Origin of the sequence: Pseudomonas sp. HMSC08G10, from assembly GCF_001808425.1 — a bacterium.
Lineage (GTDB): Bacteria > Pseudomonadota > Gammaproteobacteria > Pseudomonadales > Pseudomonadaceae > Aquipseudomonas > Aquipseudomonas guariconensis.
The window spans coordinates 398,024-422,072 of record NZ_KV793306.1; the positions used below are offsets into that span (position 1 = coordinate 398,024).

The window sequence follows — 24,049 nt, forward strand, 5'->3', positions numbered from 1 at the left end:
ATTAGCTTGTTTGCCTTTGGTGCGCTGTAGTTCAGTCGCCGCCGATCGTGACCTCAGGAGGCCGGATGTTGGAGCCGGCGGTTTTGCCTACTTTGCTTGCGAGCAAAGTAGGTCGCCGTAAAGGCGAAAAGCGCCGGTAGCGCCCCACCCAGAATGGATACTCACACTATCTGAAAGCCTAAGCCGATCAAGGCACCCCAGCCGCCGCAGTACTTCCCACCTTCGGCTGCCGGTAAAGATCCAGCAACACCTGATCCAACACCTGCGATGCCCCCCAAGGCTTGGGATCATTCAGAATCGCCGCCACCGCCCAGGTGTTTCCATTGCTATCCCGGCTGAACCCGGCAATCGCCCGAACGGTGTTCAGGGTGCCGGTCTTGATGTGCCCTTCGCCGGTCATGGCCGTGCGCTTGAGCCGCTTGCGCATGGTGCCATCCATGCCTACCAACGGCATGGAACTGATGAATTCGGCGGAGTAGGGGCTCTTCCAGGCTGCCTGCAGCAGCGCCGCCATCTCGCGAGTGCTGACCCGCTCTGCACGGGACAGGCCGGAGCCGTTTTCCATGATCAGGTGCGGCGCGGTGATGCCTTTTTTCGCTAGCCACTGACGTACCACACGCTGGGCTGCGCGGGCGTCGTCGCCGTCGGCATCCGTGCGGAACTGCGCACCCAGGCTCAGGAACAGCTGCTGGGCCATGGTGTTGTTGCTGTACTTGTTGATGTCGCGGATCACCTCGACCAGGTCCGGCGAGAATGCCCGTGCCAGCAGGCGTGCACCTTTGGGCACGTTCTCGATGCGATCGCGGCCCTGAATGCTACCACCCAGTTCGTTCCAGATCGCTCGCACCGCACCGGCGGCATAGGTCGGGTGATCGAGCAGCGACAGATAGGTCTGTGAATTGCAGCCTTCGCCAAGCTGGCCACTGACGACTACGCTGACGCCGTCGGCCTGGGTGACCGGGTTGTAACGTACATCACCTGCACATTTTCTGGAGGCGACGGCCTTGACCTGGTTGTCGATGCGCACGTTCGCAAGCGGCGGCTCCATGGCCACAGTGACTTTTCCGCCATCGTTACGGGCCACGAAGCGCAGGGCCTTGAGGTTGACCAGCAGCGAGTCGGGGCGGACCAGGAACGGCTTGTTCACATCACCGCCGTCGTCATTGAACTGCGGCAGGTTGGGCTGAACGAAATGGCTGCGATCCAGCACCAGGTCGCCCGTCACCGTGCGCACGCCGTTGGCGCGCAGGTCACGCATCAGCAGCCAGAGCTTTTCCATGTTCAGTTTCGGATCGCCACCGCCTTTGAGGTACAGGTTGCCGTTGAGTACGCCGTTGCTCAGGGTGCCATCGGTGTAGAACTCGGTTTTCCACTGGAAGGTGGGGCCTAGCAGTTCCAGCGCCGCATAGGTAGTCACCAGCTTCATGGTCGAGGCCGGGTTGACCGAGACATCGGCGTTGAACACGGTGGGCGTGCCGGGACCGTTGAGCGGCAGCATCACCAGGGACAGGGCTGAGTCCTGCAGTTTGTTGGCTTTGAGCGCCTGTTGCACTTTCGGCGGGAGGGTAGTGTTGACGGGCGCGGCCTGGCCAGGCATGGCGAAGGGCAGGAACAGGCTGGCGAGAATCAGGGGACGGAGCGTTTTGATCATGTGCAATTTGAACCCTGCGGACGAGGGAAAGTGACATTGGGGCTGTACAAGATGATGGCCCCAGGACGAAATATAGTGCGCATTATGCCCCAAGCGCATCCTCCATGGGCCATGTTCGACGGAAAAGCGCCGCAGCCGCCCGGAAACTGGTAAAGTGCCGCGCGTTAATACTCAAGAGGATTGTTTCATGGCCACCAACCGTTCCCGTCGTCTGCGCAAGAAACTGTGCGTGGACGAATTCCAGGAGCTGGGTTTCGAACTGAACCTGGAATTCAAGGAAGACCTGTCCGACGAAGCCATCGATGCCTTCCTCGATGCCTTCCTCGCTGAAGCCATGGATGCCAACGGCCTGGATTACGTCGGTGGTGATGACTTCGGCCTGGTTTGCCTGGCCAAGCGTGGCTCGGTCAGCGAAGAGCAGCGCGCCATTGTCGAAGCGTGGCTCAAGGGCCGCAGCGAACTGACCAAAATCGAACTCAGCCCGCTGCTGGACGCTTGGTATCCGGACAAGCCAATCAACACCCAGGCTTCCTGATCCGCCCCGAGCAGCGTTTTTACGCGCTGCTCATCCAGCTCTGGCCGGGTGTTGCAGATGCCTGGCCAGCGCTTTCTCCGTTCGGCGCATATGCCGTGCCAATACCTGCCGTCGCAGTTTTAGCTGTGCCAATGGCAAGGTTTCCTGCTCCAGTGCTTCACACGCCTCCATCAGATCCCTGGCTTCCAGCATCCTGGCCGTGCTGAGGATCTTGTGTGCCTGCGCGGCGATGGCCCGTGCATCTTTCGGGTCGATGGCCATCAGCGTGGCCAGGTCTTGTATCAAACTTTCCAGTAAGGCGTTGAGGAGTCGAGTACGGCTGTCCGGGTCGTCACCAACGATGGCGGACAGGCCCTCAAGGGCGAGACGTTTGCTTGCCCTGCGCCTTGGCGACGCATGCCAACTCGGTTCGATGCCTGCCAGGCGCTGGTTCAGCGTGTGCAGGCCAATCGGCTTGAGCAGACAGTCATCCATGCCAACGTCCAGGCAACGCTGACGGACTTCCGGCTGGGCGTTGGCGGTGTAGCCAAGGATCAGGCAGCGTGGCCAGTCGCGTTGGCGCTCTATCGCGCGGATGGCTTCAGCTACTTGGTAGCCGTTCATTTGCGGCATGTTGCAGTCGAGGATCACCACATCGAAACCGCCCGCGCGCCATTTTTCCAGCCCTTCACGGCCATCGCTGGCGACGGACAGGCTCAGCCCCAGGAAACTCAACTGCTGTTCCATCAACAACAGGTTGGCCGGGTGGTCATCGATGATCAGTACGTTCAGCCCACTGTTCGGTGTCTCCACGTCCTGCACCAGTGGGGTGGTCACCGGTGGCGCTTCGACGCGTTGCAGGGGCATTACCAGGGTCACTTGAGTACCGACGCCAGGCAGGCTCTTGATGCTCAGCGTCCCTCCCATCATCTCGCTCAGGCTATGACTGATCGCCAATCCCAAACCGGTCCCAGCCCTTGCTCCCTCGCTGTGTGGATTGGCCTGGACGAACGGGTTGAACAGCTCCTTGAGTGCCTCCTCGTGGATACCGATGCCGGTGTCGCGGACTTTTAGTTCCAGACACGGGCCATCGCGATCGGTGTCCTCGTTCACGAGCAAGTTGATCTGGATCTGGCCTTGGTCGGTGAACTTGATGGCATTGCTGACCAGGTTCGACAGCACCTGCTTGAACCGCAGTGGATCGAGCAGCGCGTGGCAACGGGCGTTTGGCGCGATGACTACTTGCAGGGCCAGGTCTTTCTGTCGCGCCAGGCCAGCGAATACCCTGGCCACTGACTCGACCAGAGCGCTGGGATCGACCGACTCCGGGGAAAGGCATAAATGGCCGGACTCGATCCTGACGATGTCCAGGATGTCGCCGATGAGCCCGAGCAGGTCTTTTGCCGAATGGTAGGCGACCTCCAGGGATGGCCGATCCAGTTGCCCGCGATCCGCCCGGCGCACTGCCAGCTCCAGCATGCCAATGACTGCATTCATAGGCGTGCGGATCTCGTGGCTAATGGTCGCCAGGAAGGTGCTTTTAGCACGGTTGGCGTCGTCGGCACGTTGCTTGGCCAGGCGCAGCTCCTGGACCAGCTCGCGACGGTCACTGATGTCGATCCAGCCACCGATGATCCCCTGGACTTCACCTAGGGAGTCGCGATAGGGCAGGATCCAGTGGTAGATGGTCAGCTCCCGTCCTCCCATGCGCAGTGGACGGTCCAGGATCAAGGGGGTGCCGGCGGCCATGACTTGCTCGTAGTCGGCCTCCATCTGTTGGGTATATTCCCGATCAGCTCCCGGGCTTTCATCCAGTCGCTTGCCCATGACCTCGTCGGTTTGGGCATCGACAGCCTGCAAGTAGCTGTCATTACAGCTTTGCAGCCGCCCTTCACGATCCCGCACATACATCGGATGAGGGGTGCCGTTGAGCAAGGCTCGCATGAACTCAAGCTGGTCGTTGAGTGCCCGCTCGGCGCATTTGCGTTGCCTGATCTGCCACCGCAGGTGCGCGTTCCAGATCAGTGCCAAAAGCAACAGCAATCCGACTGCCAGCAAGAACTTCAGCGCCAGGCGACGAAATTCCCGCCAATACACGTCGTCATGCAGCCGATAGCCTCCCCAGCGATTGTTGATCACGCCAAGCTCCTCCGGCGAGATGCTTTGCAAGGCTTTGTCCAAGATCGACGCCAGCGCATGGGCCTGGCTGTTGGTGGCCATCGCGACCGTGGCCGGCTCGCTGCCGATCGTACTGCGAATGACCAAGTCCGGGTTTCCGGCCAGGGCATGGTTGGCGTCGATCAGGGTGGTGATGGCCGCATCGACTTCACCACTGCTTAGCAGCGCAATGGAAAAGAATGGGCTGTCGGTCTCGATCTTGCTGATCTTCGGGTAACGGGCCGAGAGCAAGCCGGCCATGATGCTGTCGCGGGTGATCGCGACCTGCCGGTTCTGCAGGTGCTCCAGGGACGCCGCCTGGTCACTGCCTGCGCGGGTGACCAGTACATAGGTGCTTTCCAGGTACGGCCGGCTGATATGCAGGGCGCCATCGTGCTTTTCGTCGCTGGAAATGGCGGCGATGACATCGGCTCGACCGTCCTTGAGTCGGGCCAGCATGTCCCGGATGCCGCTGGCCCGCTCGATCTCGAAGCGCAGACCCGTGCGCAGCCGGATCAGGTCCAGCAGATCGGCGGCGATACCGCGAAAGTTGCCGTTGCTGTCGAAGTAGGAAACTGGAGCGGCGGTCTCGTTGATCGCCACGCGCATCACCGGATGTTCCCGCAGCCATTGTTCTTCGCCGGCCGAGAGCTGAAGCTTGCGATCAGTCAGCAGATAATCGCTTCCCGCCCCCCAACGCTTGAAGATGCTGGCGGCCATGATGGGGGTCTGGCTCTCCAGGGTCGCATCGATCACCTCCTTCAGAATGGTGTCCTGGCGGCGCAGGGCGAAACTAAAGCCAATAGCCTCGTGTTTGCCGAAGCTCGCCATGCGCAAAGGCGGGAGATGGCCGCGATTGAGCTGGTAATGGGTCGAAATGGTATCGCCAATGAACACGTCGGCCTGGCCGAAAGCGACAGCATTCAGCGCCAATGTGGAGGAGCGAAAGGCCAGCAGTTCGGCCTTCGGATAGGCACTGAGCACCTCTTTGGGCGAGAGATAGTGATAGAGCATGCTCAGGCGCAGCCCTTTGAGTTCGTCATCCAGTACGCGGCGCTCATGTTCTCGCGTCACCAGCACTGGCTGGTCGATCGCATAAGGACGAGAGAGCGCAAGGCCTGCGACGGCTTCATAACCATTGGCGCTGCCAAGCAAGTCGATCCGGCCATGCTTGAGCGCTTCGATCGCTGACTGGCGGCTGTCGAAGCCCAGCACGCGGACCTTCAATCCCAACGCAATACCGATCAGGCCAGCGTATTCAGCGGTGAGCCCCTGGTAGTCGCGCCCGCCTGTGGTGATATCGAAAGGTGGGTAGTCCGGGAAGGATGTACCGATCACCAACTCTTGTTTTTCAGCGAGCCATTGGCGCTGGGTCGGTGTCAGCATTGGCAGAACCGGCTTTAGCGACGAGCGCGTCAGGAGGTTGAGTGCTTTGGGCCTGTTTTGGTGGGCGTGCGCTGGATGACAAGCCAGCGCAAGGGCAACGATAAACAGGCAGGTTAGGTACCGCCCCATGTCGCACCTCAAACCAGCGCGTTGCGTTTGGCGACATCAATCAGGTCGACCAGCGTCTGGACCTGGAGTTTTTGCATCAAGCGTTTTTTGTAGGTGCTGACGGTTTTGTTACTCAGAAACATGCCCTTCGCAATTTCCTTATTGCTCTTTCCTTGGGCGAAAAGTTGCAAAACCATAAGTTCTCTGTCGTTAACGTGTCGGAAAAGTCGTATCTCGTGGTCTGGAATAATCTGGCTGGTGTTAACCGCTTGGCTGGGGAAATAGTTGTAACCGGAGAGCACGGCTTTTATTGCACTAAGCAGTTCGCTCAGGTCCTCTTGTTTGCCGACATATCCGGCGGCTCCCGATTGCATGCAACGCACCGCGAAAAGGGCGGGGCATTGTGCCGTCAGTACCAGCACTTTCAAGGGCAAGGCCATGCTCTGGAAGCGTGACAGGATTTCGAGGCCATCGAGCTTGGGAATGGCAATATCGAGGATCACCAAGTCGGGACGTGTCTCTCGGACCATCTGCATGGCATGGACGCCATTGTCCGACTCGCCGACGACCTTGTAATTCTGGTTTTCCAGCAACATGCGAACCGCCATGCGGATAACGGGATGATCATCGACAATATATACAGAGTGCATATTCAACTTCCATGCGGCGGGTGTCGGAAATAATGCGCACCTTAGCTCAGTTGGAAGTCGTCGGACATGCGAGGAGCTGCCACGACTCGCATATGGGAAAATGCCTACAGTAAAAAGCTACGCGCGCTACGAATTGAGCGTGTTGGCGTCGCCAAAGGGACCTGGTTTAGTAACTTTTTATTTTTGGATATTGATAAGTGTTTAATTCTGTTAAGGGCTAATAAGAAATTTCCTTCAATTACTAGCCCTCAAGACTATTGGGTTCCCAGCCCTCAGAGGGGGCTGGAGCGACCAGTCATTTCACTGGCCATCTCGCTGGCATAGCTGTCGGTCATGCCGGCGATGAAATCGATCATGCGCAGGAAGGCTGTATGCAGCGAGTCGTGTGGGTCTGGAGCGTGATTACCGATCAAATCCAGTACACGTCGGCTCTTGAAGGAAGGTGTGCGCCCGCCGTGCTGCTCCAATGCCGCCCCACAAAATGCATTGAGGAGAATCTCGAGGGTAGTGTAGGCACCGATCTCGTGCAGGGTCTTGCGTTTGTCCTGGAAGATTTTCTTGCGGGCCATGTCCTTGGCCTGGAGCACGCAACGCTTGGCTGGACCGTGCATGTGTTCGACCAGATCGCCAGGCAGGTGCCCGGCAAGCAAGGCGGTCTGTTGTTCAACGAAGGCCTGGGCTGCCGCGTTGGTCAAGTGCTCGATTGCCTTGCCACGCAGGATCGCCAGTTTGCGCCGCCGTGAGTCCGTAGGCCCCAGTTGACGGTAGGTTTCGGGCAAATCGTCACCTACCAGGTCGAGCAGCAGGGCCTCGACCTCGGCGTACTGCAGCAACTCCATCTCCAGGCCGTCTTCGAGGTCGATCAGGGCGTAGCAGATGTCATCTGCCGCCTCCATCAGGTATACCAGCGGATGGCGCGCCCAACGCTGCTGTTCGAGCTGCGGCAGGCCGAGCTTGCGGGCGATCTGCTCGAGCAGCGGCAATTCGCTCTGATAGCTACCGAATTTGTGTTTCTTATAGCCCAGGGCGTCGGCGTGGCGGGCGCTCCATGGATATTTGAGGTAGGTACCCAAAGTGGCGTAGGTCAGGCGGGTGCCGCCATCGAACTGGTGGTATTCGAGTTGGGTCAGTACACGAAACCCCTGGGCGTTGCCTTCGAAGTTGAGAAAATCTGCGCGCTCGTCATCGCTCATGTCGTCCAGCCAGCCACGTCCGGCGGCCTGCTGGAACCAGTGGCGAATGGCATCTTCGCCGGAGTGGCCAAAAGGCGGATTGCCGATGTCATGGGCCAGGCACGCCGACTGCACGATCATGCCCAGGTCGCTGGGCTCGCACCAGGCGGGTAAGCGCTCGCGCAGGGTTTCGCCAACGCGCATGCCCAGCGAGCGACCGACGCAGCTGACCTCCAGGGAATGGGTCAGGCGGGTGTGGATGTGATCGTTGCTCGAAACGGGGTGGACCTGGGTTTTGCGCCCCAGGCGGCGGAAGGCACCGGAGAAGATGATGCGGTCATGGTCTTTGTGGAAGGGGCTGCGCCCCAGTTCCTCGGGGCTGTACAGGGCTTTGCCCAGGCGTTCGCGGGTCAGCAGGGTGTGCCAGTCCAAGGCTCGATCTCCCGTCAGGTGGACGCCATAGCTTCCCGTGTCGGGCGCGCCCGTGCAAGCAGCGGGCGCGATCGATCAGGGGCGTCGGCTGTTGCGCAGGAACAATCGCACCAGCGGTGCCAGGCTGGTGCCCAGGCGCACTAGCCTGCCGAGGTTGCCGCTGCGCACGCCTTTGCCGGTGAGAAATCCCAGGGCGACCACAGCGCCCAGGCCCCAGAGCGGCGCATGCTTGATCCCCAGCCCATCTTGCAATGAATCGCCCATGCCACGCAGGCGGCGGACCGGCTCGAGCAGTTGCGCCGATTCGTGGTGGATCTGTTGGCGATGCATTTCAAGGCGCAGGCGCAGCAACGCCTTGCGCAGTTCACGGGGATTACGGGTGTTGGGCAGTTCGGGCAGGCTCATGGCAATAGGCGCTCCCTGTCCTTGGCGAGTTCTTCGAGGGTGGCACTGAAGGGGGACGACTCATCGAATACCGCCGCTTTCAGGCGCAGCCCACAGTACAGGGCGGCGATGCCGTAGAACACGCACAAGCCGATGATGCCGGCCAGGCGATAGCTGTCCCACAGCAACACCAGCACCAAGCCCGACAGGGCCGTCAACAGCAGGAGGGCGAAGACCAGGGCGAGGCCTGCGAACAGCAGCAGGCTCAGGGTGCGGGATTTTTGTTCCTGCAACTCGATGCCGAACAGCTCGATGTGGCTGTGCAGCAGGCCGAGCAACGCCGCGCCGAGGCGCTTGCCGGATGCGCTGGTGCCGGGGGCGTCGTTTTCCATGCTCACCCCTTAGCGTCGACTGGCCAGCAGGCCGATCAACAGGCCAACGCCGGCGGCAATGCCGATGGCCTGCCAAGGGTTTTCCTGGACGTATTGCTCGGCGCTGCCCAGGGCTGCCTGGCCATGTTCGCGGACCGAGTCCTGTGTCAGTTGCAGGGTTTCGCGGGCCTGGGCCAGACGGTCATGAAGCTGTTCACGCAGTTCGTCGGCCTGGTCGCCTGCGAGGTTGGCGGTGTCGGCGAGCAGCTTTTCGGTGTCGCGCACCAACGCCTGGAAGTCAGCCATCAGTATCTCTTGAGCAGTCTTTGCCGGTTTGCTGGCCATGGAGGCTCTCCCTGTAGAAGTGTGTGGCTATTTCGAGTGATGGGGTTGGCGGAAGGTTCAGTATGGCCGCTGGTACGGCCCTTGCTACCTCACGGAGCGTGGCCGCGCCGAATGCGTGCGCGGGCCATGCGATACCGATAAACCTTAACCCAATCCACGACAAACCCAAGAAAAAACCACGCAGGTCTTGCCCGGCTCACCGAAATAGGGCAAAGGCCTGGCACCGAATCGGTGCAGGGATGCGGGCTCTTGAACTGTCCTGGTGCCTTTTCAGCAGGTCTGCCTATTCATGGAAAACATGCACAGCGCGATGGACTCCCTCGTTCACGGCTCCAATACCTTGTTCATCCTCATGGGCGCCATCTTGGTGCTTGCCATGCACGCGGGGTTTGCCTTTCTGGAGGTCGGGACCGTACGTCACAAGAATCAGGTCAACGCTTTATCGAAGATCCTCAGCGACTTCGCGGTCTCGGCCTTGGTGTACTTCTTCGTGGGTTTTTGGGTGGCCTATGGCGTGAGCTTCTTCCAGCCCGCCGCAACGCTGGCCGACGACCACGGTTATGCATTGGTCAAATGCTTCTTCTTGCTGACGTTTGCGGCGGCGATCCCGGCGATCATCTCCGGCGGCATTGCCGAGCGCGCTCGCTTCGTGCCGCAGCTGTGCGCCACGGCCTTGATCGTGGCGGTGGTCTATCCGCTCTTCGAAGGCGTGGTATGGAACGGTAACTTCGGGCTGCAGGCCTGGCTGCAAGCGCGCTTCGGAGCACCGTTCCATGACTTTGCCGGCTCGGTGGTGGTGCATGCCATGGGCGGCTGGCTGGCACTGGCCGCGGTGCTGTTGCTCGGTGCGCGTCGTGGGCGCTATCGCGAAGGGCGCCTGGTGGCCTTCGCACCGTCGAGCATTCCATTCCTGGCATTGGGGTCGTGGATCCTGATCATCGGTTGGTTCGGCTTCAACGTCATGAGCGCCCAGACCCTGCAAGGGGTCAGTGGGTTGGTGGCGATCAACTCGCTGCTGGCCATGGTCGGCGGCACCCTGTCGGCCTTGCTGGCCGGGCGTAACGACCCGGGCTTTCTGCACAACGGCCCGCTGGCCGGATTGGTGGCTGTGTGTGCCGGTTCGGACGTCATGCACCCTGTCGGAGCGCTGGCCACGGGCTTGGTCGCTGGCGTGCTGTTCGTCTGGTGCTTCACCGCGGCACAGAACCGCTGGAAGATCGACGATGTACTTGGGGTCTGGCCGCTGCATGGCCTGTGTGGCGTCTGGGGCGGTATCGCCTGCGGCATTTTCGGGCAGGTGGCCCTCGGTGGGATGGGGGGCGTCAGTCTGGGCAGCCAGTTGGTGGGCAGCCTGGCGGGTGTGATCGTGGCGTTGGCTGGTGGTTTTGTGGTCTATGGCCTGATCAAGCGGGTACACGGGCTGCGTCTTAGCCATGAGCAGGAATTCCAGGGCGCAGACTTGTCGCTGCACCGCATCGGGGCGACCAGCCAAGATTGACGCGTGTCAGATGCGCGGGAGCGGGCATGGTCCTAGAATGGAGATCCCGTTCCCGCAGACTCGAGGCGTTTCCATGCTGCCTGAATGCCAACTGTTCGGCACCTTGGGGTGCCACTTGTGCGAAGTCGCCGAGGCCATGCTGATGCCGTTCATCGAGCATGGCCTATTGGTGGAGTTGGTCGATATCGCTGAGAGCGAGGCCCTGTTCGAGCGCTATGGGCTGCGCATTCCGGTACTTCGCCGGTGCGATACCGGCGCCGAGCTGGGCTGGCCGTTCGATGCCGAGCAAGTCGTGGCGTTTCTGGGGTGAGCCGTTGACGCAGGCTTGGGCGAATCCGTATGCTGTATATAAATACAGTATATGGATTCGCCCATGTTCAACGTCGAGCAACTGAAGTACAGCGTCAATCGCATGCCGCCCGAGCAGGTGTGCGAGGCCGTGCTGGAACTGCGCCTCGAAGGCTTGGTGACCGACGACCGGACTCCGTTCGGCAAAGTCCATTTCAACACCTGTTTCGCTGAGATCGAGGCGTTGTTCCAGCGCGCCGGTTATCACCGTGCGCTGGATGTGGTGGGTTACCAGGGGCTGATCTATGCCCTTTACGATCCCGCCCGCTGGGAGCCAGTGCAAGTACTGCGCTGGCTCAAGGAGCGCACTGAACTGCAGGCCAAGGCTGGTTGAGCCTGTAGCCATGGGGGATAATGCCCGCCTTTGAATTCCCGAGCCCTGTCATGACCGCACCTTTCGACCCTGCCCATCAGCAAGCCAGTACTGTCTGCCTGCCTCCGGGCTCCTGGCAAACCGTGCTCGATTGCCTGTGCGAGCACTTCAAGGGGATCGATCGTGAACAGTGGTTGGACCGCTTCTCCCGGGGGCGGGTATTGGATGCACAAGGGCAGCCCATTGCGGCTGACTTTCCCTACCGTCGGGGCATGCGCTTGCACTACTTTCGCGAAGTGCTCAATGAAAAACCGATTCCCGTACAGGAGTCGATCCTGTACGTCGATGAGCATCTGGTGGTCGCGGACAAACCGCATTTTCTGCCGGTCACGCCGACCGGTGAATACGTCGAACAGACCTTGCTGCGTCGCCTGATCCGCCGTCTGGATAACCCGCATCTGGTGCCGTTGCACCGCATCGACCGGCATACCGCGGGCCTGGTGCTGTTTTCCGCCAATCCGCAGACCCGCAGTGCCTATCAACGGCTGTTTCCCGAGCGGCGGATCGACAAACGCTACCAGGCTATCGCGGCGGCACTGCCTGAGCGCGAGTTCCCTTTGGTGCACCGTAGCCGCCTGGTACATGGCGAACCCTTCTTCCGCATGCATGAGGTGGAGGGTGTGGAGAACAGCGAAACCCTTGCCGAGGTGCTGGAGAAGAACGGCAAGCTGTGGCGCTACGGGCTCTCACCGGTGACGGGCAAGACGCACCAATTGCGGGTGCATATGGCGGCGTTGGGCGCCGGTATCTGCAATGACCCGTTCTATCCGCAGCTTTCGAAGGATGAGGACGACTACCAGCGCCCCTTGAAGCTGCTGGCGCATAGTTTGCGTTTCCAGGATCCCCTGACTGGGGAGATGCGTTACTTCGAGAGCCGACTCACGCTGGATTGGTGAAATCGATCGGGGTGAGGGGCAAGCCCGCGCCTACAGGTAGGTAATGCATCTGTAGAGGCGGGCATGCGCCGACGTGCGTCAGCGGTTGAAGCGTTCCACCAGTGAGTACTGGCTACCGGCGGTGCTGGTCAGTTCTTCACTGAGCAAGGCAGAGCGCTGGGCCTGTTCGGCAGTCTGGTCGGCCAGGTCGGCAATGGTGCTGATGTTGCGGCTGATCTCGTCGGCCACAGCGGTTTGCTCCTCGGTGGCCGCGGCGATCTGGGTGGCCATGTCGGTGATGTTGGCCACCGCTTCGCTGATACCTATCAGGGCCTGGTCAGCCTCCATCACCCGCTCCACGCCTTCCTGGGCCTGACGATGGCCATTCTCCATGGTCTGCACCGCATTGCTGGCGGTCTGCTGCAACTTGGCGATCAGGTTGTGGATTTGCCCGGTGGACTCTGCGGTGCGCTGAGCCAGCTGGCGGACTTCATCGGCCACGACCGCGAAGCCACGACCCATCTCACCTGCACGGGCAGCCTCGATGGCGGCGTTGAGGGCCAGCAGATTGGTCTGGTCGGCGATGCCTTTGATTACATCGACTACGCCGCCGATCTCGTCGCTGTCCTTGGCCAGTTGGGTGACGGTCTGCCCGGTTTCGCCGACGGCTTGGGACAGGCGAGAAATGGCCTCGCGGGTTTCTCCGGCGATCTGTCGACCCTGGCTGGTCAGTCGATTAGCCTCTTGGGTCGCATCGGCGGTGCGCTGCACATGGTTGGCCACCTCCTGGGTGGTGGCAGCCATCTGGTTGACTGCGGCGGCGACCTGCTCGGTCTCGACTCGCTGACGCTCCAGGCCGGTGGAGCTCTGATGGGCCAGAGTGTCGGACTCGCGTGCCTGGTCGCTGAGTTGCTCGGCGCTGTCCTGCAGGCGGGTCAGGCAGGTCTTCATGCGGGCGTCCTGGCTGAGCATGGCCATTTCCAGGCGCGCCTGTACACCCCGGCTGTCGGTGTACATCTGTGCAATCAATGGATCGGAGGTGGTCTGTTCGGCCAGGCGCAGCAGGCGCTTGAGGCCGCGCTGTTGCCAGCTCAGGCCGAGCAGGCCCAGCGGCACCGACAGGCCGGCAGCCAGGGCGAACCCCCAGGAGTGGCCGAGCCAGTTGCCGATCAAGAAGCCGATCTGGCTGACCAGGATGAATGGCAGCCAATCCTGTAGGACAGGCAGCCACTTGTCGCGGCGTGGAATCGCGGGCTTGCCTTGGTTGATGCGTTGATACAACGCCTCGGCGCGGCGGATCTGCTCGGCCGTGGGCTTGACCCGCACCGACTCGTAACCGACTACCTGGTTATTGTCGAAGATGGGCGTGACGTAGGCGTTGACCCAGTAGTGATCGCCAGACTTGCAGCGGTTCTTGACGATCCCCATCCACGGCAGGCCCTGCTTGAGGGTTTGCCACATGTGGGCGAACACCGCCGATGGCACATCGGGGTGGCGGACCAGGTTGTGAGGCGCTCCCGTCAGTTCCTCACGGGAGAAGCCGCTGATATCGATGAACGCATCGTTGACGTAGGTGATCACCCCCTTGGCATTGGTGGTGGAGATCAACCGCTGTTCAGCAGGAAACGTCCGTTCTCTCTGGGTAATCGGTTGGTTGTTACGCATGAGGTTCAATCCGCAAGGCTTTGAATCCGTATCGGCCAGCCGCCGGTTTTATTGAATGTTTATTTAATTTACTTGACCTGGCGCAATGTATCGCACCCAAGCTTTAGTAAAGAAAATCGGTTTTTCCCATCATTTGGCGTCTATATTGCCGATTTTTTACGGTTTTGTGACGCACTGGTCCGATCATGACCGATTGTTTAGCCAAGTGCCAGCATCGGATAGCTAAAGCCTGCAAAGTGGACAAGGTTTAGACCGAAATGGCAAAGCACCGCCGCCATCAACCCGCCCCGGCGGTAAGCCAGGCCGTAACCAATGCCGGCGAGACTGGCCAGGCAGAACCACTGCCATCCCGCCCCTAGGTGGGCCAGGCCAAACAGTAATGCGGCGGCGAACAGCGTCAGAGACTCATGGCCCAATAGCCGTTGCAAGCCGCCTTGGATGTAGCCACGGAACAGCAACTCCTCAGTGAGGCTGACCAGGAGCAGGTTGTTCAGTAGCCAGAGCCAAGCCTGATCCGGCCATTTCGGTGCCCAGGCCACTACGCCTAGCGCCCAAGCGCCGCCGAGGCAGACGAGCAGGGTAGGCGGCAGGATGAACGCCAGGCTGGTGCTCCAAGCGGCCCCGCGCCAGGCCAGCACCCATGGGCACGTCAACAACAGCCAGAAGCCGATCAGCGGCTTGTCGAGATTCAGGTACATGGAAAAGGGCAGGGCGCCGTCGCTGAAGGTCGCTTGGTCGATCACCTTGCCGCCCTGGAAGCCAGGTAGCCAGTGCACTGCCAAGGCGATGGCAAGGACGACGAACAGCACGTGCCCCGCCACCTGTTGCCAGCGCACCGCACGGTGCGCCAGCAGAGCGGCGCAGATCAGGGCGCCAAAGGTGGGCAGGCTGGACAGGCCGAGGCTGCCATGGATCAAGGCCAGGCCGTAACCGAAACAGAGCGGGATCAGTGCGGGCCAGGAAAGCGGATACATGGGAATTCCTTGTCATGACGTCGTCGAAATCCTTTCGACTGCCCAGGTGGCGCTCAGGACACCACCTGGGTTCGCGTCGGTGATGGGGCTCAGGCGCCCCGATGTCCGATCAGGCTGCGATCAGCTGGCGCAGCACATAGTGCAGGATACCGCCTGACTTGAAGTACTCCACTTCGTTCAGGGTGTCGATCCGGCACAGTACTTCGGTTTGTTGCTGCTGCCCGTCCTCGCGGGTGATACGCAGCGCCAGAGTCATGCCGGGGCGCAACTGCGCGTCGGTGAGGCCTTGTACGTCGATGCGCTCCTTGCCGGTCAACCCAAGCGTCTTGCGGTTTTCGCCAGCCCTGAACTGCAACGGCAACACGCCCATCCCCACCAGGTTGGAGCGGTGAATACGTTCGAAACTCTCTGCCAGCACAGCCTTAACACCCAGCAGATTGGTGCCCTTGGCGGCCCAGTCGCGGCTGGAGCCTGTGCCGTACTCCTGGCCGGCGATCACCACCAGCGGGGTGCCTTCGTCCTGGTAGCGCATGGCCGCGTCGTAGATCGACAGCTTCTCGCCGCTGGGTACATGCAAGGTGTTGCCGCCCTCTTCGCCGGCGAGCATTTCGTTGCGGATGCGGATGTTGGCGAAAGTACCCCGCATCATGACCTCATGGTTGCCGCGTCGTGAGCCGTAGGAGTTGAAGTCCCTTGGCTCCACGCCCTTACTGCGTAAATAGCGACCGGCGGGGCTTTCGGCCTTGATGTTGCCTGCCGGGGAGATGTGGTCGGTGGTCACCGAGTCGCCGAGCAGTGCCAGGATGCGAGCGCCCTGGATATCGCGGACCTGTGGCAGCGGGCCGCCGATTGTGTCGAAGAACGGTGGATGCTGGATGTAGGTGGAGTCGTCCTGCCAGACATACGTGGCCGCCTGAGGCACTTCGATGGCTTGCCATTGGGCATCGCCAGCGAAGACTTCGGCGTATTCCTTGTGGAACATGGCGGTGTCGACCTTGGCCACGGCCTCGGCGATTTCCTGCTGGCTGGGCCAGATATCGCGCAGGAACACCGGCTGACCGTCCTTGCCGATGCCCAGCGGGTCACGGGTCAGGTCGGTGCGCACGCTGCCGGCCAGGGCGTAGGCCACCACCAGGGGCGGAGAGGCCAGCCAGTTGGTCTTGACCAGCGGGTGCACACGGCCTTCAAAGTTGCGGTTGCCCGAGAGCACCGAGGCCACCGTGAGGTCGGCGCTGCCAATGGCCTGTTCGATGGCGTCATCCAATGGGCCGGAGTTGCCGATGCAGGTGGTGCATCCGTATCCGACCAAGGCAAAGCCGAGTTGGTCGAGGTAAGGTGTCAGGCCGGCTGCCTTGAAGTAGTCGGTGACCACTTTGGAACCCGGAGCCAGGGAGCTTTTCACCCAAGGCTTGCGGGTGAGGCCTTTCTCGACGGCTTTCTTGGCTACCAGGCCGGCCGCCATCATCACGCTGGGGTTGGAGGTGTTGGTGCAGGATGTGATGGCGGCGATCACCACTGCGCCGTCACGCAAGGTGTGGGTCTGCCCGTCATGGGTATAGTCGATTTCCCCGGTCTGGTCGGCATTGCCCACGGCCACGCCGCCGCCTCCTTCGCTTTCCAGGCGTCCGACCTCCTTGGCCAACGGTTTGGGCTGCAGTTCGATGAAGCCCTCGAAGGCCTGGCTGACCTGCGACAAGGCCACCCGGTCCTGTGGGCGCTTGGGTCCGGCCAGGCTGGCTTCGACATCGTGCATGTCCAGCGACAGGGTATCGCTGAAAGCCGGTTCATGACCGGGCACACGCCACAGGCCCTGGGCCTTGCAATAGGCTTCGACCAACTGCACTGCCTCTTCCGGACGCCCCGAAAGACGCAGGTAATCGAGCGTCACCTGGTCCACCGGGAAGAACCCGCAGGTGGCGCCGTACTCCGGTGCCATGTTGGCGATGGTGGCGCGGTCGGCCAAGGGCAGGTCGGCCAGGCCATCGCCGTAGAACTCGACGAATTTGCCCACCACCCCCTTCTTGCGCAGCATCTGGGTGACGGTCAGCACCAGGTCGGTGGCGGTGATGCCCTCGCGCAGCTTGCCGGTCAGCTTGAATCCGATCACCTCGGGAATCAGCATCGACACTGGTTGGCCAAGCATCGCCGCTTCGGCCTCGATGCCGCCCACACCCCAGCCGAGCACGCCCAGGCCGTTGATCATGGTGGTGTGGGAGTCGGTGCCGACCAGAGTGTCGGGGAAGGCATAGATACGGCCGTCGGCTTCACGGGTCCAGACGGTGCGACCCAGGTATTCCAGGTTGACCTGGTGGCAAATGCCGGTGCCCGGTGGCACCACCCGGAAATTGTCGAAGGCGCTTTGGCCCCAGCGCAGGAAGGCGTAGCGCTCACCGTTGCGCTGCATCTCGATGTCGACGTTCTGGGCAAAGGCGGCGGGACTGGCGTAACGGTCGACCATCACCGAGTGATCGATCACCAGATCCACCGGGGACAACGGGTTGATCCGTTGCGGATCGCCACCGGCCTTGGCCATGGCGGCGCGCATGGCAGCCAGGTCGACCACCGCGGGCACGCCGGTGAAGTCCTGCATCAGGACCCGTGCGGGGCGGTACTGGATTTCCCGATCCGAGTGACGCTCGCCCAGCCAGCCGGCCAGTGCGCGTAAGTCATCGCCGGTGACGGTCTTGCCGTCCTCCCAGCGCAGCAGGTTCTCCAGCAGTACCTTGAGCGACATGGGCAGGCGCTGCAGGTCGCCGAGCTGCCGGGCAGCCTCGGCGAGGCTGAAATAATGATAGGTGCGGTCGGCCACCTTGAGGGTCTTCAGGGTCTTCAGGCTATCGAGCGAGGGCATTGCCAACTCCTTCTGCGCCGGTGTCCGGTCATTCCCGCTTCGAGTGCGGACTGGCCACACAATCCAGTGGATGCCGGTATCACCGCTCTGTAACGGCCCGTACGCAACGGACCTGGCTGAATGGTCAGGGTAGACTGGTTTGCCGGTCCTGACCCACTTCTGGACAGGTGGGGCATGTCGCAGGTTCCGATCTTCCTTTATCATCGCCGCCCTGCCGGCGCCTGCTTTGCGCCGGATCAAGGCTGGCGATCCAGGCCAGCGACGTGGAGTGAAAGATGAATACCCTGTTCATGCATTGCCGGCCCGGTTTCGAGGGCGAGGTCTGCGCCGAGATCAGCGAACACGCCGCCCTCTTGGGCATTGCCGGCTACGCCCGGGGCAAGCCGCAGAGTGCCTGCGCCGAGTTCGTCTGTGCAGAGCCCGATGGCGGCGAGCGCTTGATGCGTGAACTGCGTTTCGAGCGACTGATCTTCCCCCGCCAGTGGGCACGGGGCGCGTTCGTCGAACTGCCGGAGAGCGACCGGATCAGCGTCTTGCTCGAACACTTGGCCGATTACCCGGTGTTCGGCAGCCTGTGGCTGGAGGTGCTCGACAGCAACGAGGGCAAGGAGCTCTCGACCTTCTGCCGTAAATTCGAAGTGCCGTTGCGCAAGGCCCTGCACAAGGCCGGGCGCCTGGTCGAGAATGCCGCAGGGCCGCGCCTGCTGTTGACCTTCATCAGTGGGCGCCGGGTATTCGTTGGCCTGGCCGAGTCGAACAATTCGGCCCTGTGGCCCATGGGTATCCCGCGGTTGAAGTTCCCTCGCGAAGCGCCCAGCCGCTCGACCCTCAAGCTGGAGGAGGCCTGGCACCAGTTCATCCCACGTGAGCAGTGGGACCTGCGGCTGAACGACGACATGACCGGTGTGGATCTGGGTGCCTCGCCGGGCGGCTGGACGTATCAGCTGGTCAAGCGGGGCATGTTGGTGACGGCCATCGACAACGGCCCAATGGCCGAAAGCCTGATGGAAACCGGTCTGGTCCAGCACCTGATGGCCGATGGGTTCACCTGGCAGCCCAAACACACCGTGGACTGGATGGTCTGCGACATCGTCGAGAAGCCTGCGCGCACTGCCTCGCTGATCGAGACCTGGCTGGGGGAGGGGCTGTGCCGCGAGGCGGTGGTCAATCTCAAGCTGCCGATGAAGCAGCGCTATGGCGAAGTACGCCGCTTGCTCGACCGGATCGAGGCAGGCTTCAAGGCGCGCAAGGTCAAGGTATCGATCGCCTGCAAGCAGCTCTACCACGACCGCGAAGAAGTCACTTGTCATCTGCGCCGGCTGGACCTCAAGTCGCGTTGATCGACCACAGGCCTGGCCAGCGCCCACCGTCGTGGAGCTGGCTCGGCCCTCTTGGACCCCGTTGTCCGATGCGCGACAATGCCCCATCATTTGTGGAGCCTCCCATGACCGAATTCACCCCTGACGCCATCCTTGATGCCACCGGCCTGAACTGCCCGGAGCCGGTGATGATGCTGCACCAGCACGTGCGTGACCTGGCGGCCGGTGGCCTGCTCAAGGTCATCGCCACCGACCCCTCTACCCGCCGCGACATCCCCAAGTTCTGCAACTTCCTGGGCCATGAGCTGCTGGAGCAGCAGGAGCAGGCCGGCACCTACTTGTACTGGATCCGCAAGAAGGCCGACTGAGCCTGGATCGCGCACCGCAATAGGGCCTACACTGCGCTCCCCTGACAGGAGAGCGCCATGCTGATAGTTGCCGACGAGAATATCCCGCTGCTCGATGCTTTCTTTGCCGGGTTCGGCGAGATCCGCCGCTACCCAGGCCGTAGCATCGACGCCGCCTGCGTCAAGGACGCCGATGTGCTGCTGGTGCGTTCAGTGACCCAGGTCGACCGGCGACTGCTCGAAGGCAGCCAGGTGCGTTTCGTAGGTACCTGCACCATCGGCACCGATCACCTGGACCTGGACTACTTTGCCCAAGCAGGCATTCACTGGAGCAGTGCGCCAGGTTGTAACGCCCGTGGCGTTGTGGATTACGTGCTGGGCAGCTTGCTGACCTTGGCCGAGCTCGACGGTGCCAAGCTGAGCGAGCGGGTCTATGGCGTTGTCGGCGCAGGGCAGGTCGGTGAGCGCCTGGTGCGGGTGCTGCATGGCCTGGGCTGGAAAGTGCTGGTCTGCGACCCACCTCGCCAGGCGCGCGAGGGCGGGGACTTCGTCAGCCTCGACACTCTGCTGGACACCTGCGATGTCATCAGCCTGCACACACCTCTGCAGCGCGATGGCGAGTACCCGACCTGGCACTTGCTGGGCGCTGATCAGTTGGCGCGTCTGCGCCCTGGTGCTTGGTTGATCAATGCCAGCCGTGGTCCGGTGGTGGACAACCAGGCCCTGCGCGAGCTGCTGCTCGATCGCGAGGACGTGCACGCGGTGCTTGATGTGTGGGAGGGCGAGCCGCAGGTGAGCCTCGACCTGGCCGACCTGTGCACCCTGGCCACGCCGCACATCGCCGGCTACAGCCTGGACGGCAAGCAACGTGGCACGGCGCAGATCTATCAGGCGTTCTGCCGCTGGCGTGGGGAGCCGGAGCAGGTGCAATTGTCTGAATTGCTGCCTGCCCCGGCGCTCGCGCAGATCGATCTGGACGCCAGTTGTGACCCGGCCTGGGCATTGGCGACGCTGTGCCGTGCGGTCTATGACCCGCGTCGGGACGACGCCGATTTTCGTCGAAGCCTGAACGAAGACCCCGCTGAACAGTGCGCCGCATTCGACCTGTTGCGCAAGCACTACCCACAGCGGCGGGAGATCGAAGGGCTGGCGGTACACCTGCGTGGCGAGGCGCCGCAATTGGCGCAGATGGTCTGCGCGCTGGGTGGCGTGCTGGTCTGATTCGGCAGGTTGAAACTGCGGCGTTTCCATTCCCAGAGGGAGGCTTTCGAAGGCGGCTTCTCCTTCAAGCGGGTTTCGAACAGACACCAACGGGCGTACAAATAAAAACCCGGCGCATGCGCCGGGTTGTAAGGAATGCTTGGCTCAGGCCTTTTTAACGCGTTCGACCCGGCTTTGCTCGAGGTCCTTGCAGGCCTTCTGGATCATCTGCTCGGTGATCGGGATTTCCCGCCCCTGTGCATCGATGATCGAACCACAGACCTGAGGTTGTGGTGGGTTGGGGGCCTTGGGTGTTTCACTGCCATGTTGCAGGCTCATTTCCTGTCTCCTCATCAGGTTCAAGCTCAGGATAAACCGTTGCCGTGACTGCCTTGTGACATATCCCTTGCGTCGCGGCAGGGGTAGTCCACCAGAAAGTTCATGAAAGCTCCAGCTTCGTTTTAGAACGAAAGCGCATAGGGACTGATCTATGCTCCCTTGCACGGCGTCTCGCTTGTTAACGATGGCTGCAGATGCTGTACAGTTCCGCATTGTCCGATGAATGGTAGGCTGCAGGCTCTTCGCAGTGGATGGCCCCTTTCATGCCTAAACCGGTTTCCGTGCGTCAACGTCGGGCTCTGCGCCTGGCCTGGCAGTTCATCCGCCCTTACCGCAAGCAAGTCGTGTTGGCATTGCTGGCTTTGATCGTGACGGCTGCCATCACCTTGTCCATGGGGCAGGGCATTCGCCTGTTGGTGGACCAAGGCTTCATGACCGGTTCACCGCATCAGCTCAACCAGACCATCGGCCTGTTCCTCGTGTTGGTGCTAGCCCTGGCAGTGGGCACGTTCAGCCGCTTCTACCTAGTTTCCTGGATCGGTGAGCGCTGCGTGGCGGATATCCGCAGGGCGGTGTTCGATCACCTGCTCGGCCTGCATCCGGGTTTTTTCGAGGACAATCGCAGCTCGGAGATCCAGTCGCGGCTGACGGCAGACACCACTTTGCTGCAATCGGTCATCGGCTCGTCGTTGTCGATGTTCCTGCGCAACGCCTTGATGGTCGCCGGCGGTGTGGTACTGCTGTTTGTCACCAACCCCAAGCTCACCACTATCGTGGTGCTGGCCTTGCCGCTGGTGCTGGCGCCGATCCTGCTGTTTGGCCGGCGGGTACGCAGCTTATCGCGCCAGAGCCAGGATCGGGTCGCCGATGTCGGCAGCTATGTCGCCGAGACCTTGGGCCAGATCAAGACCGTACAGGCCTATAACCACCAGCCGCTCGATCGCGAACGCTTCGCCGAGACCGTGGAGGCGGCCTTTGTCGTGGCCCGGCGGCGTATCGCCCAGCGTGCTTGGTTGATCACGTTGGTGATCGTGTTGGTGCTGGGCGCGGTGGGGGTGATGCTCTGGGTCGGCGGCATGGACGTGATAGCAGGGCGCATCTCCGGTGGCGAGCTGGCCGCGTTTGTGTTCTACAGCCTGATCGTCGGCAGCGCCTTCGGTACCCTCAGTGAAGTCATCGGCGAGCTGCAGCGCGCAGCGGGTGCGGCTGAGCGTATTGCCGAACTGCTGGCAGCACGCAGTGCGATCCTGACGCCGGCCCAGCCCAGTGAGCAGGTGGCCGGACGGGCGAGCGGGCACATCGAACTGCGTGAGTTGCACTTTGCCTACCCGTCGCGTCCGGGCGTGGCGGCCATTGACGGCCTGAGCCTGATCATCGAGCCGGGGCAGACCGTGGCTTTGGTCGGACCGTCCGGCGCCGGGAAGTCGACCCTGTTCGACTTGCTGCTGCGTTTCTACGAGCCCCAGCAAGGGCAAATCCTGCTCGATGGGCAGGCGATCACTGCGCTGGACCCCACTTGCTTGCGCCGGCAGTTCGCTCTGGTGGCGCAGACCCCGGCGTTGTTTCGCGGCACGGTGGAAGCCAACATCCGCTATGGCCGACCCCAGGCCAGCCTGGCCGAAGTCGAGGCAGCGGCGCGCAGTGCCTATGCCCATGAGTTCATTGAGCAACTGCCTCAGGGCTACCAGACACCACTGGGTGAGGCAGGGATCGGCTTGTCCGGTGGACAGCGCCAGCGCCTGGCAATCGCCCGGGCCTTGCTGGTAGATGCGCCGATCCTGCTGCTCGATGAAGCCACCAGTGCCTTGGATGCGCAGAGCGAATACCTGGTCCAGCAGGCCTTGCCGCAGCTCATGGCCGGGCGCACCACGTTGGTCATCGCCCATCGCCTGGCCACCGTGCAGCATGCTGATCGCATCGCGGTGATCGACAAGGGGCGTGTGGTGGCGGTGGGCAGTCATCGTCAGCTCATCGAGCAAAGCCCACTTTATGCGCGCCTGGCTGCGCTTCAGTTCGCAGCAGTATAGCGCGCAATGCACTTGTAACATTTCTGTAGCAATTGCCTGAGACTATCTAGCTCAACTGTTACGTAAGTGCTCGACCTGGCTGCTATCGATCGATGGCAGCTTTTTTTTGGCCTGCGAACGAAGACAAGGACGTCTTGTGCGACAGCCTTCGGCCTGTCGTTTCCCCAAGCCTTGCTCCCGAGATTCTCCCGATGTTGCATAAATCCCTCAGAGTGCAAATTCTCACCCTGCTTGGCGGCAGCCTGGTGGCGATGCTGCTGATCGCCTTGGTGTGCTTCCAGTTCCTGTCCGCCAATGTGCGCGGCTATGCCGCGCTGGTCGATGGCCCGTTGCGTGATTCGCAGTTGATCGACGAGGCCAACCTGCAGTTCAAGATCCAGGTGCAGGAATGGAAGAACGTGTTGCTGCGTGGTCGTCAGAGCGCCGAGCTGGACAAGTACTGGCAGCAGTTCCAGGCCCGCGAACAGCAGGTACAACAGTTGCTTGAGCAGTTGATCGGCGCCAGCGACGGTGAGCTCAAGGCGCGATTACAGCACTTGCGCGACAGCCACCGGCAATTGGGCAAGGCCTATGCCCAGGGGCGTGAGGCGTTTCTGGCCGCAGGTGGTGATCCGGTTGTGGGTGACCAGGCGGTGAAGGGCGTGGACCGCGCCGCCAGCGAGCAAATGAGCGAGTTGGTCGAGCATTTGCGAGCCGACGCCCACGAGCGTTCGACAGAACTCAGCGCCGCTGCCCAGCGTACGGTGTGGCTGGGCATGTTGGTGATGCTCGCATCGGCGGTGCTGGTGGGCCTGTTCAGCCTGTGGCTGGTCAACCGCAGCCTGGTCGAGCCGATCCGTGGTTTGATCGAATATGTGGCGCAATTGAGCCAAGGCCGCTTCGGCGCTCGGGTTGACAGCCGTCGACAGGACGAACTGGGCCGCCTGGCCCGTGCCGCCAATACTTTGCGAGACTTCCTGGCCGAGACCGTTGGCCGGCTCAAGGACAACGCCGATGAGCTGGAAACCGCCAGCGGCCAGTTGCGAACCCTTGCCGGGGGAATGGCCCGGGGCACGGATGATCA

Annotated in this window: 20 protein-coding genes and 1 pseudogene; 10 read left to right on the plus strand and 11 right to left on the minus strand. The window is 61.8% G+C overall.

The genetic code is table 11. The features are described from left to right. Positions 1-187 precede the first annotated feature (187 nt). Positions 188-1,651, minus strand: a complete 1,464-nt coding sequence (gene dacB / locus HMPREF3173_RS12230) for a D-alanyl-D-alanine carboxypeptidase/D-alanyl-D-alanine endopeptidase (RefSeq protein WP_043206731.1) — start codon at positions 1,649-1,651, stop codon at positions 188-190. A 187-nt stretch (positions 1,652-1,838) separates the two neighbouring features. Between dacB and HMPREF3173_RS12235 the strand changes: the two genes are divergently transcribed. Then, the gene (locus HMPREF3173_RS12235; protein WP_043206729.1) at positions 1,839-2,186 is read left to right on the plus strand and encodes a YggL family protein; all 348 of its coding nucleotides are present in this window, start codon (positions 1,839-1,841) and stop codon (positions 2,184-2,186) included. Between the two features lie 30 nt (positions 2,187-2,216). On the opposite strand, the gene HMPREF3173_RS12240 is transcribed toward HMPREF3173_RS12235, so the two are convergent. From HMPREF3173_RS12240 to HMPREF3173_RS12265, 6 genes are all read right to left on the minus strand, one after another. Then, a complete protein-coding gene (locus HMPREF3173_RS12240; RefSeq protein ID WP_070573374.1) occupies positions 2,217-5,837 on the minus strand; it encodes a transporter substrate-binding domain-containing protein in 3,621 nt (1,206 codons plus the stop codon). 8 nt (positions 5,838-5,845) lie between these two features. After that, positions 5,846-6,466: a response regulator transcription factor gene (locus tag HMPREF3173_RS12245; protein WP_043206726.1), complete on the minus strand. Its 621-nt coding sequence runs from the start codon at positions 6,464-6,466 to the stop codon at positions 5,846-5,848. Positions 6,467-6,738: 272 nt separating this feature from the next. Then, positions 6,739-8,070, minus strand: coding sequence for a deoxyguanosinetriphosphate triphosphohydrolase (locus tag HMPREF3173_RS12250; protein WP_070573375.1), 1,332 nt, complete (start codon positions 8,068-8,070; stop codon positions 6,739-6,741). Positions 8,071-8,145: 75 nt separating this feature from the next. Beyond that, positions 8,146-8,475: a hypothetical protein gene (locus tag HMPREF3173_RS12255; RefSeq protein ID WP_043206724.1), complete on the minus strand. Its 330-nt coding sequence runs from the start codon at positions 8,473-8,475 to the stop codon at positions 8,146-8,148. After that, complete coding sequence (locus HMPREF3173_RS12260) at positions 8,472-8,846, minus strand: phage holin family protein (protein ID WP_043206723.1); 375 nt, start codon at positions 8,844-8,846, stop codon at positions 8,472-8,474. The genes HMPREF3173_RS12255 and HMPREF3173_RS12260 overlap by 4 nt, the downstream gene beginning before the upstream one ends. A gap of 9 nt (positions 8,847-8,855) precedes the next feature. Beyond that, on the minus strand, positions 8,856-9,170 hold the full coding sequence (locus HMPREF3173_RS12265; RefSeq protein ID WP_070573376.1) for an ElaB/YgaM/YqjD family protein: 315 nt from the start codon (positions 9,168-9,170) through the stop codon (positions 8,856-8,858). A 289-nt stretch (positions 9,171-9,459) separates the two neighbouring features. On the opposite strand from HMPREF3173_RS12265, the gene HMPREF3173_RS12270 reads away from it, so the two are divergent. The 4 genes from HMPREF3173_RS12270 (at position 9,460) to HMPREF3173_RS12285 (ending at position 12,285) form a co-directional block, all read left to right on the plus strand. Next, positions 9,460-10,668, plus strand: a complete 1,209-nt coding sequence (locus tag HMPREF3173_RS12270) for an ammonium transporter (protein ID WP_070573378.1) — start codon at positions 9,460-9,462, stop codon at positions 10,666-10,668. A 73-nt stretch (positions 10,669-10,741) separates the two neighbouring features. Beyond that, on the plus strand, positions 10,742-10,978 hold the full coding sequence (locus HMPREF3173_RS12275; RefSeq protein WP_043206719.1) for a glutaredoxin family protein: 237 nt from the start codon (positions 10,742-10,744) through the stop codon (positions 10,976-10,978). Positions 10,979-11,041: 63 nt separating this feature from the next. Continuing rightward, positions 11,042-11,350, plus strand: coding sequence for a transcriptional regulator (locus HMPREF3173_RS12280; RefSeq protein ID WP_070573380.1), 309 nt, complete (start codon positions 11,042-11,044; stop codon positions 11,348-11,350). 50 nt (positions 11,351-11,400) lie between these two features. Continuing rightward, positions 11,401-12,285, plus strand: a complete 885-nt coding sequence (locus HMPREF3173_RS12285) for a pseudouridine synthase (RefSeq protein ID WP_070573383.1) — start codon at positions 11,401-11,403, stop codon at positions 12,283-12,285. A gap of 78 nt (positions 12,286-12,363) precedes the next feature. On the opposite strand, the gene HMPREF3173_RS12290 is transcribed toward HMPREF3173_RS12285, so the two are convergent. The 3 genes from HMPREF3173_RS12290 to acnA all read right to left on the minus strand — a co-directional run bounded on the left by HMPREF3173_RS12290 (position 12,364) and on the right by acnA (position 17,754). Beyond that, the gene (locus tag HMPREF3173_RS12290; protein WP_043206714.1) at positions 12,364-13,929 is read right to left on the minus strand and encodes a methyl-accepting chemotaxis protein; all 1,566 of its coding nucleotides are present in this window, start codon (positions 13,927-13,929) and stop codon (positions 12,364-12,366) included. Positions 13,930-14,126: 197 nt separating this feature from the next. Continuing rightward, positions 14,127-14,903, minus strand: coding sequence for a CPBP family intramembrane glutamic endopeptidase (locus tag HMPREF3173_RS12295; RefSeq protein ID WP_070573386.1), 777 nt, complete (start codon positions 14,901-14,903; stop codon positions 14,127-14,129). Positions 14,904-15,012: 109 nt separating this feature from the next. After that, on the minus strand, positions 15,013-17,754 hold the full coding sequence (acnA, locus tag HMPREF3173_RS12300) for an aconitate hydratase AcnA (RefSeq protein WP_070573388.1): 2,742 nt from the start codon (positions 17,752-17,754) through the stop codon (positions 15,013-15,015). Between the two features lie 275 nt (positions 17,755-18,029). Here acnA and rlmM point away from each other — a divergent pair, with 275 nt between their 5' ends. From rlmM to pdxB, 3 genes are all read left to right on the plus strand, one after another. Further along, positions 18,030-19,094, plus strand: coding sequence for a 23S rRNA (cytidine(2498)-2'-O)-methyltransferase RlmM (rlmM, locus tag HMPREF3173_RS12305; protein WP_043206711.1), 1,065 nt, complete (start codon positions 18,030-18,032; stop codon positions 19,092-19,094). Positions 19,095-19,198: 104 nt separating this feature from the next. Further along, entirely contained in the window at positions 19,199-19,441 is a 243-nt protein-coding gene (gene tusA, locus HMPREF3173_RS12310; protein ID WP_043206710.1) for a sulfurtransferase TusA, read from the plus strand. A 57-nt stretch (positions 19,442-19,498) separates the two neighbouring features. Next, positions 19,499-20,641: a 4-phosphoerythronate dehydrogenase PdxB gene (gene pdxB / locus HMPREF3173_RS12315; protein ID WP_070573390.1), complete on the plus strand. Its 1,143-nt coding sequence runs from the start codon at positions 19,499-19,501 to the stop codon at positions 20,639-20,641. A 144-nt stretch (positions 20,642-20,785) separates the two neighbouring features. Here the strand turns inward: pdxB and HMPREF3173_RS24585 are convergent, their stop codons facing one another. Further along, the gene (locus tag HMPREF3173_RS24585) at positions 20,786-20,959 is read right to left on the minus strand and encodes a PA1571 family protein (protein ID WP_167358070.1); all 174 of its coding nucleotides are present in this window, start codon (positions 20,957-20,959) and stop codon (positions 20,786-20,788) included. Between the two features lie 263 nt (positions 20,960-21,222). Here HMPREF3173_RS24585 and HMPREF3173_RS12320 point away from each other — a divergent pair, with 263 nt between their 5' ends. Then, positions 21,223-22,986, plus strand: coding sequence for an ABC transporter transmembrane domain-containing protein (locus tag HMPREF3173_RS12320; RefSeq protein WP_070573393.1), 1,764 nt, complete (start codon positions 21,223-21,225; stop codon positions 22,984-22,986). A gap of 764 nt (positions 22,987-23,750) precedes the next feature. Beyond that, positions 23,751-23,861: pseudogene (locus tag HMPREF3173_RS25295) on the plus strand (hypothetical protein); the annotation flags it as partial. Between the last annotated feature and the right edge of the window lie 188 nt (positions 23,862-24,049).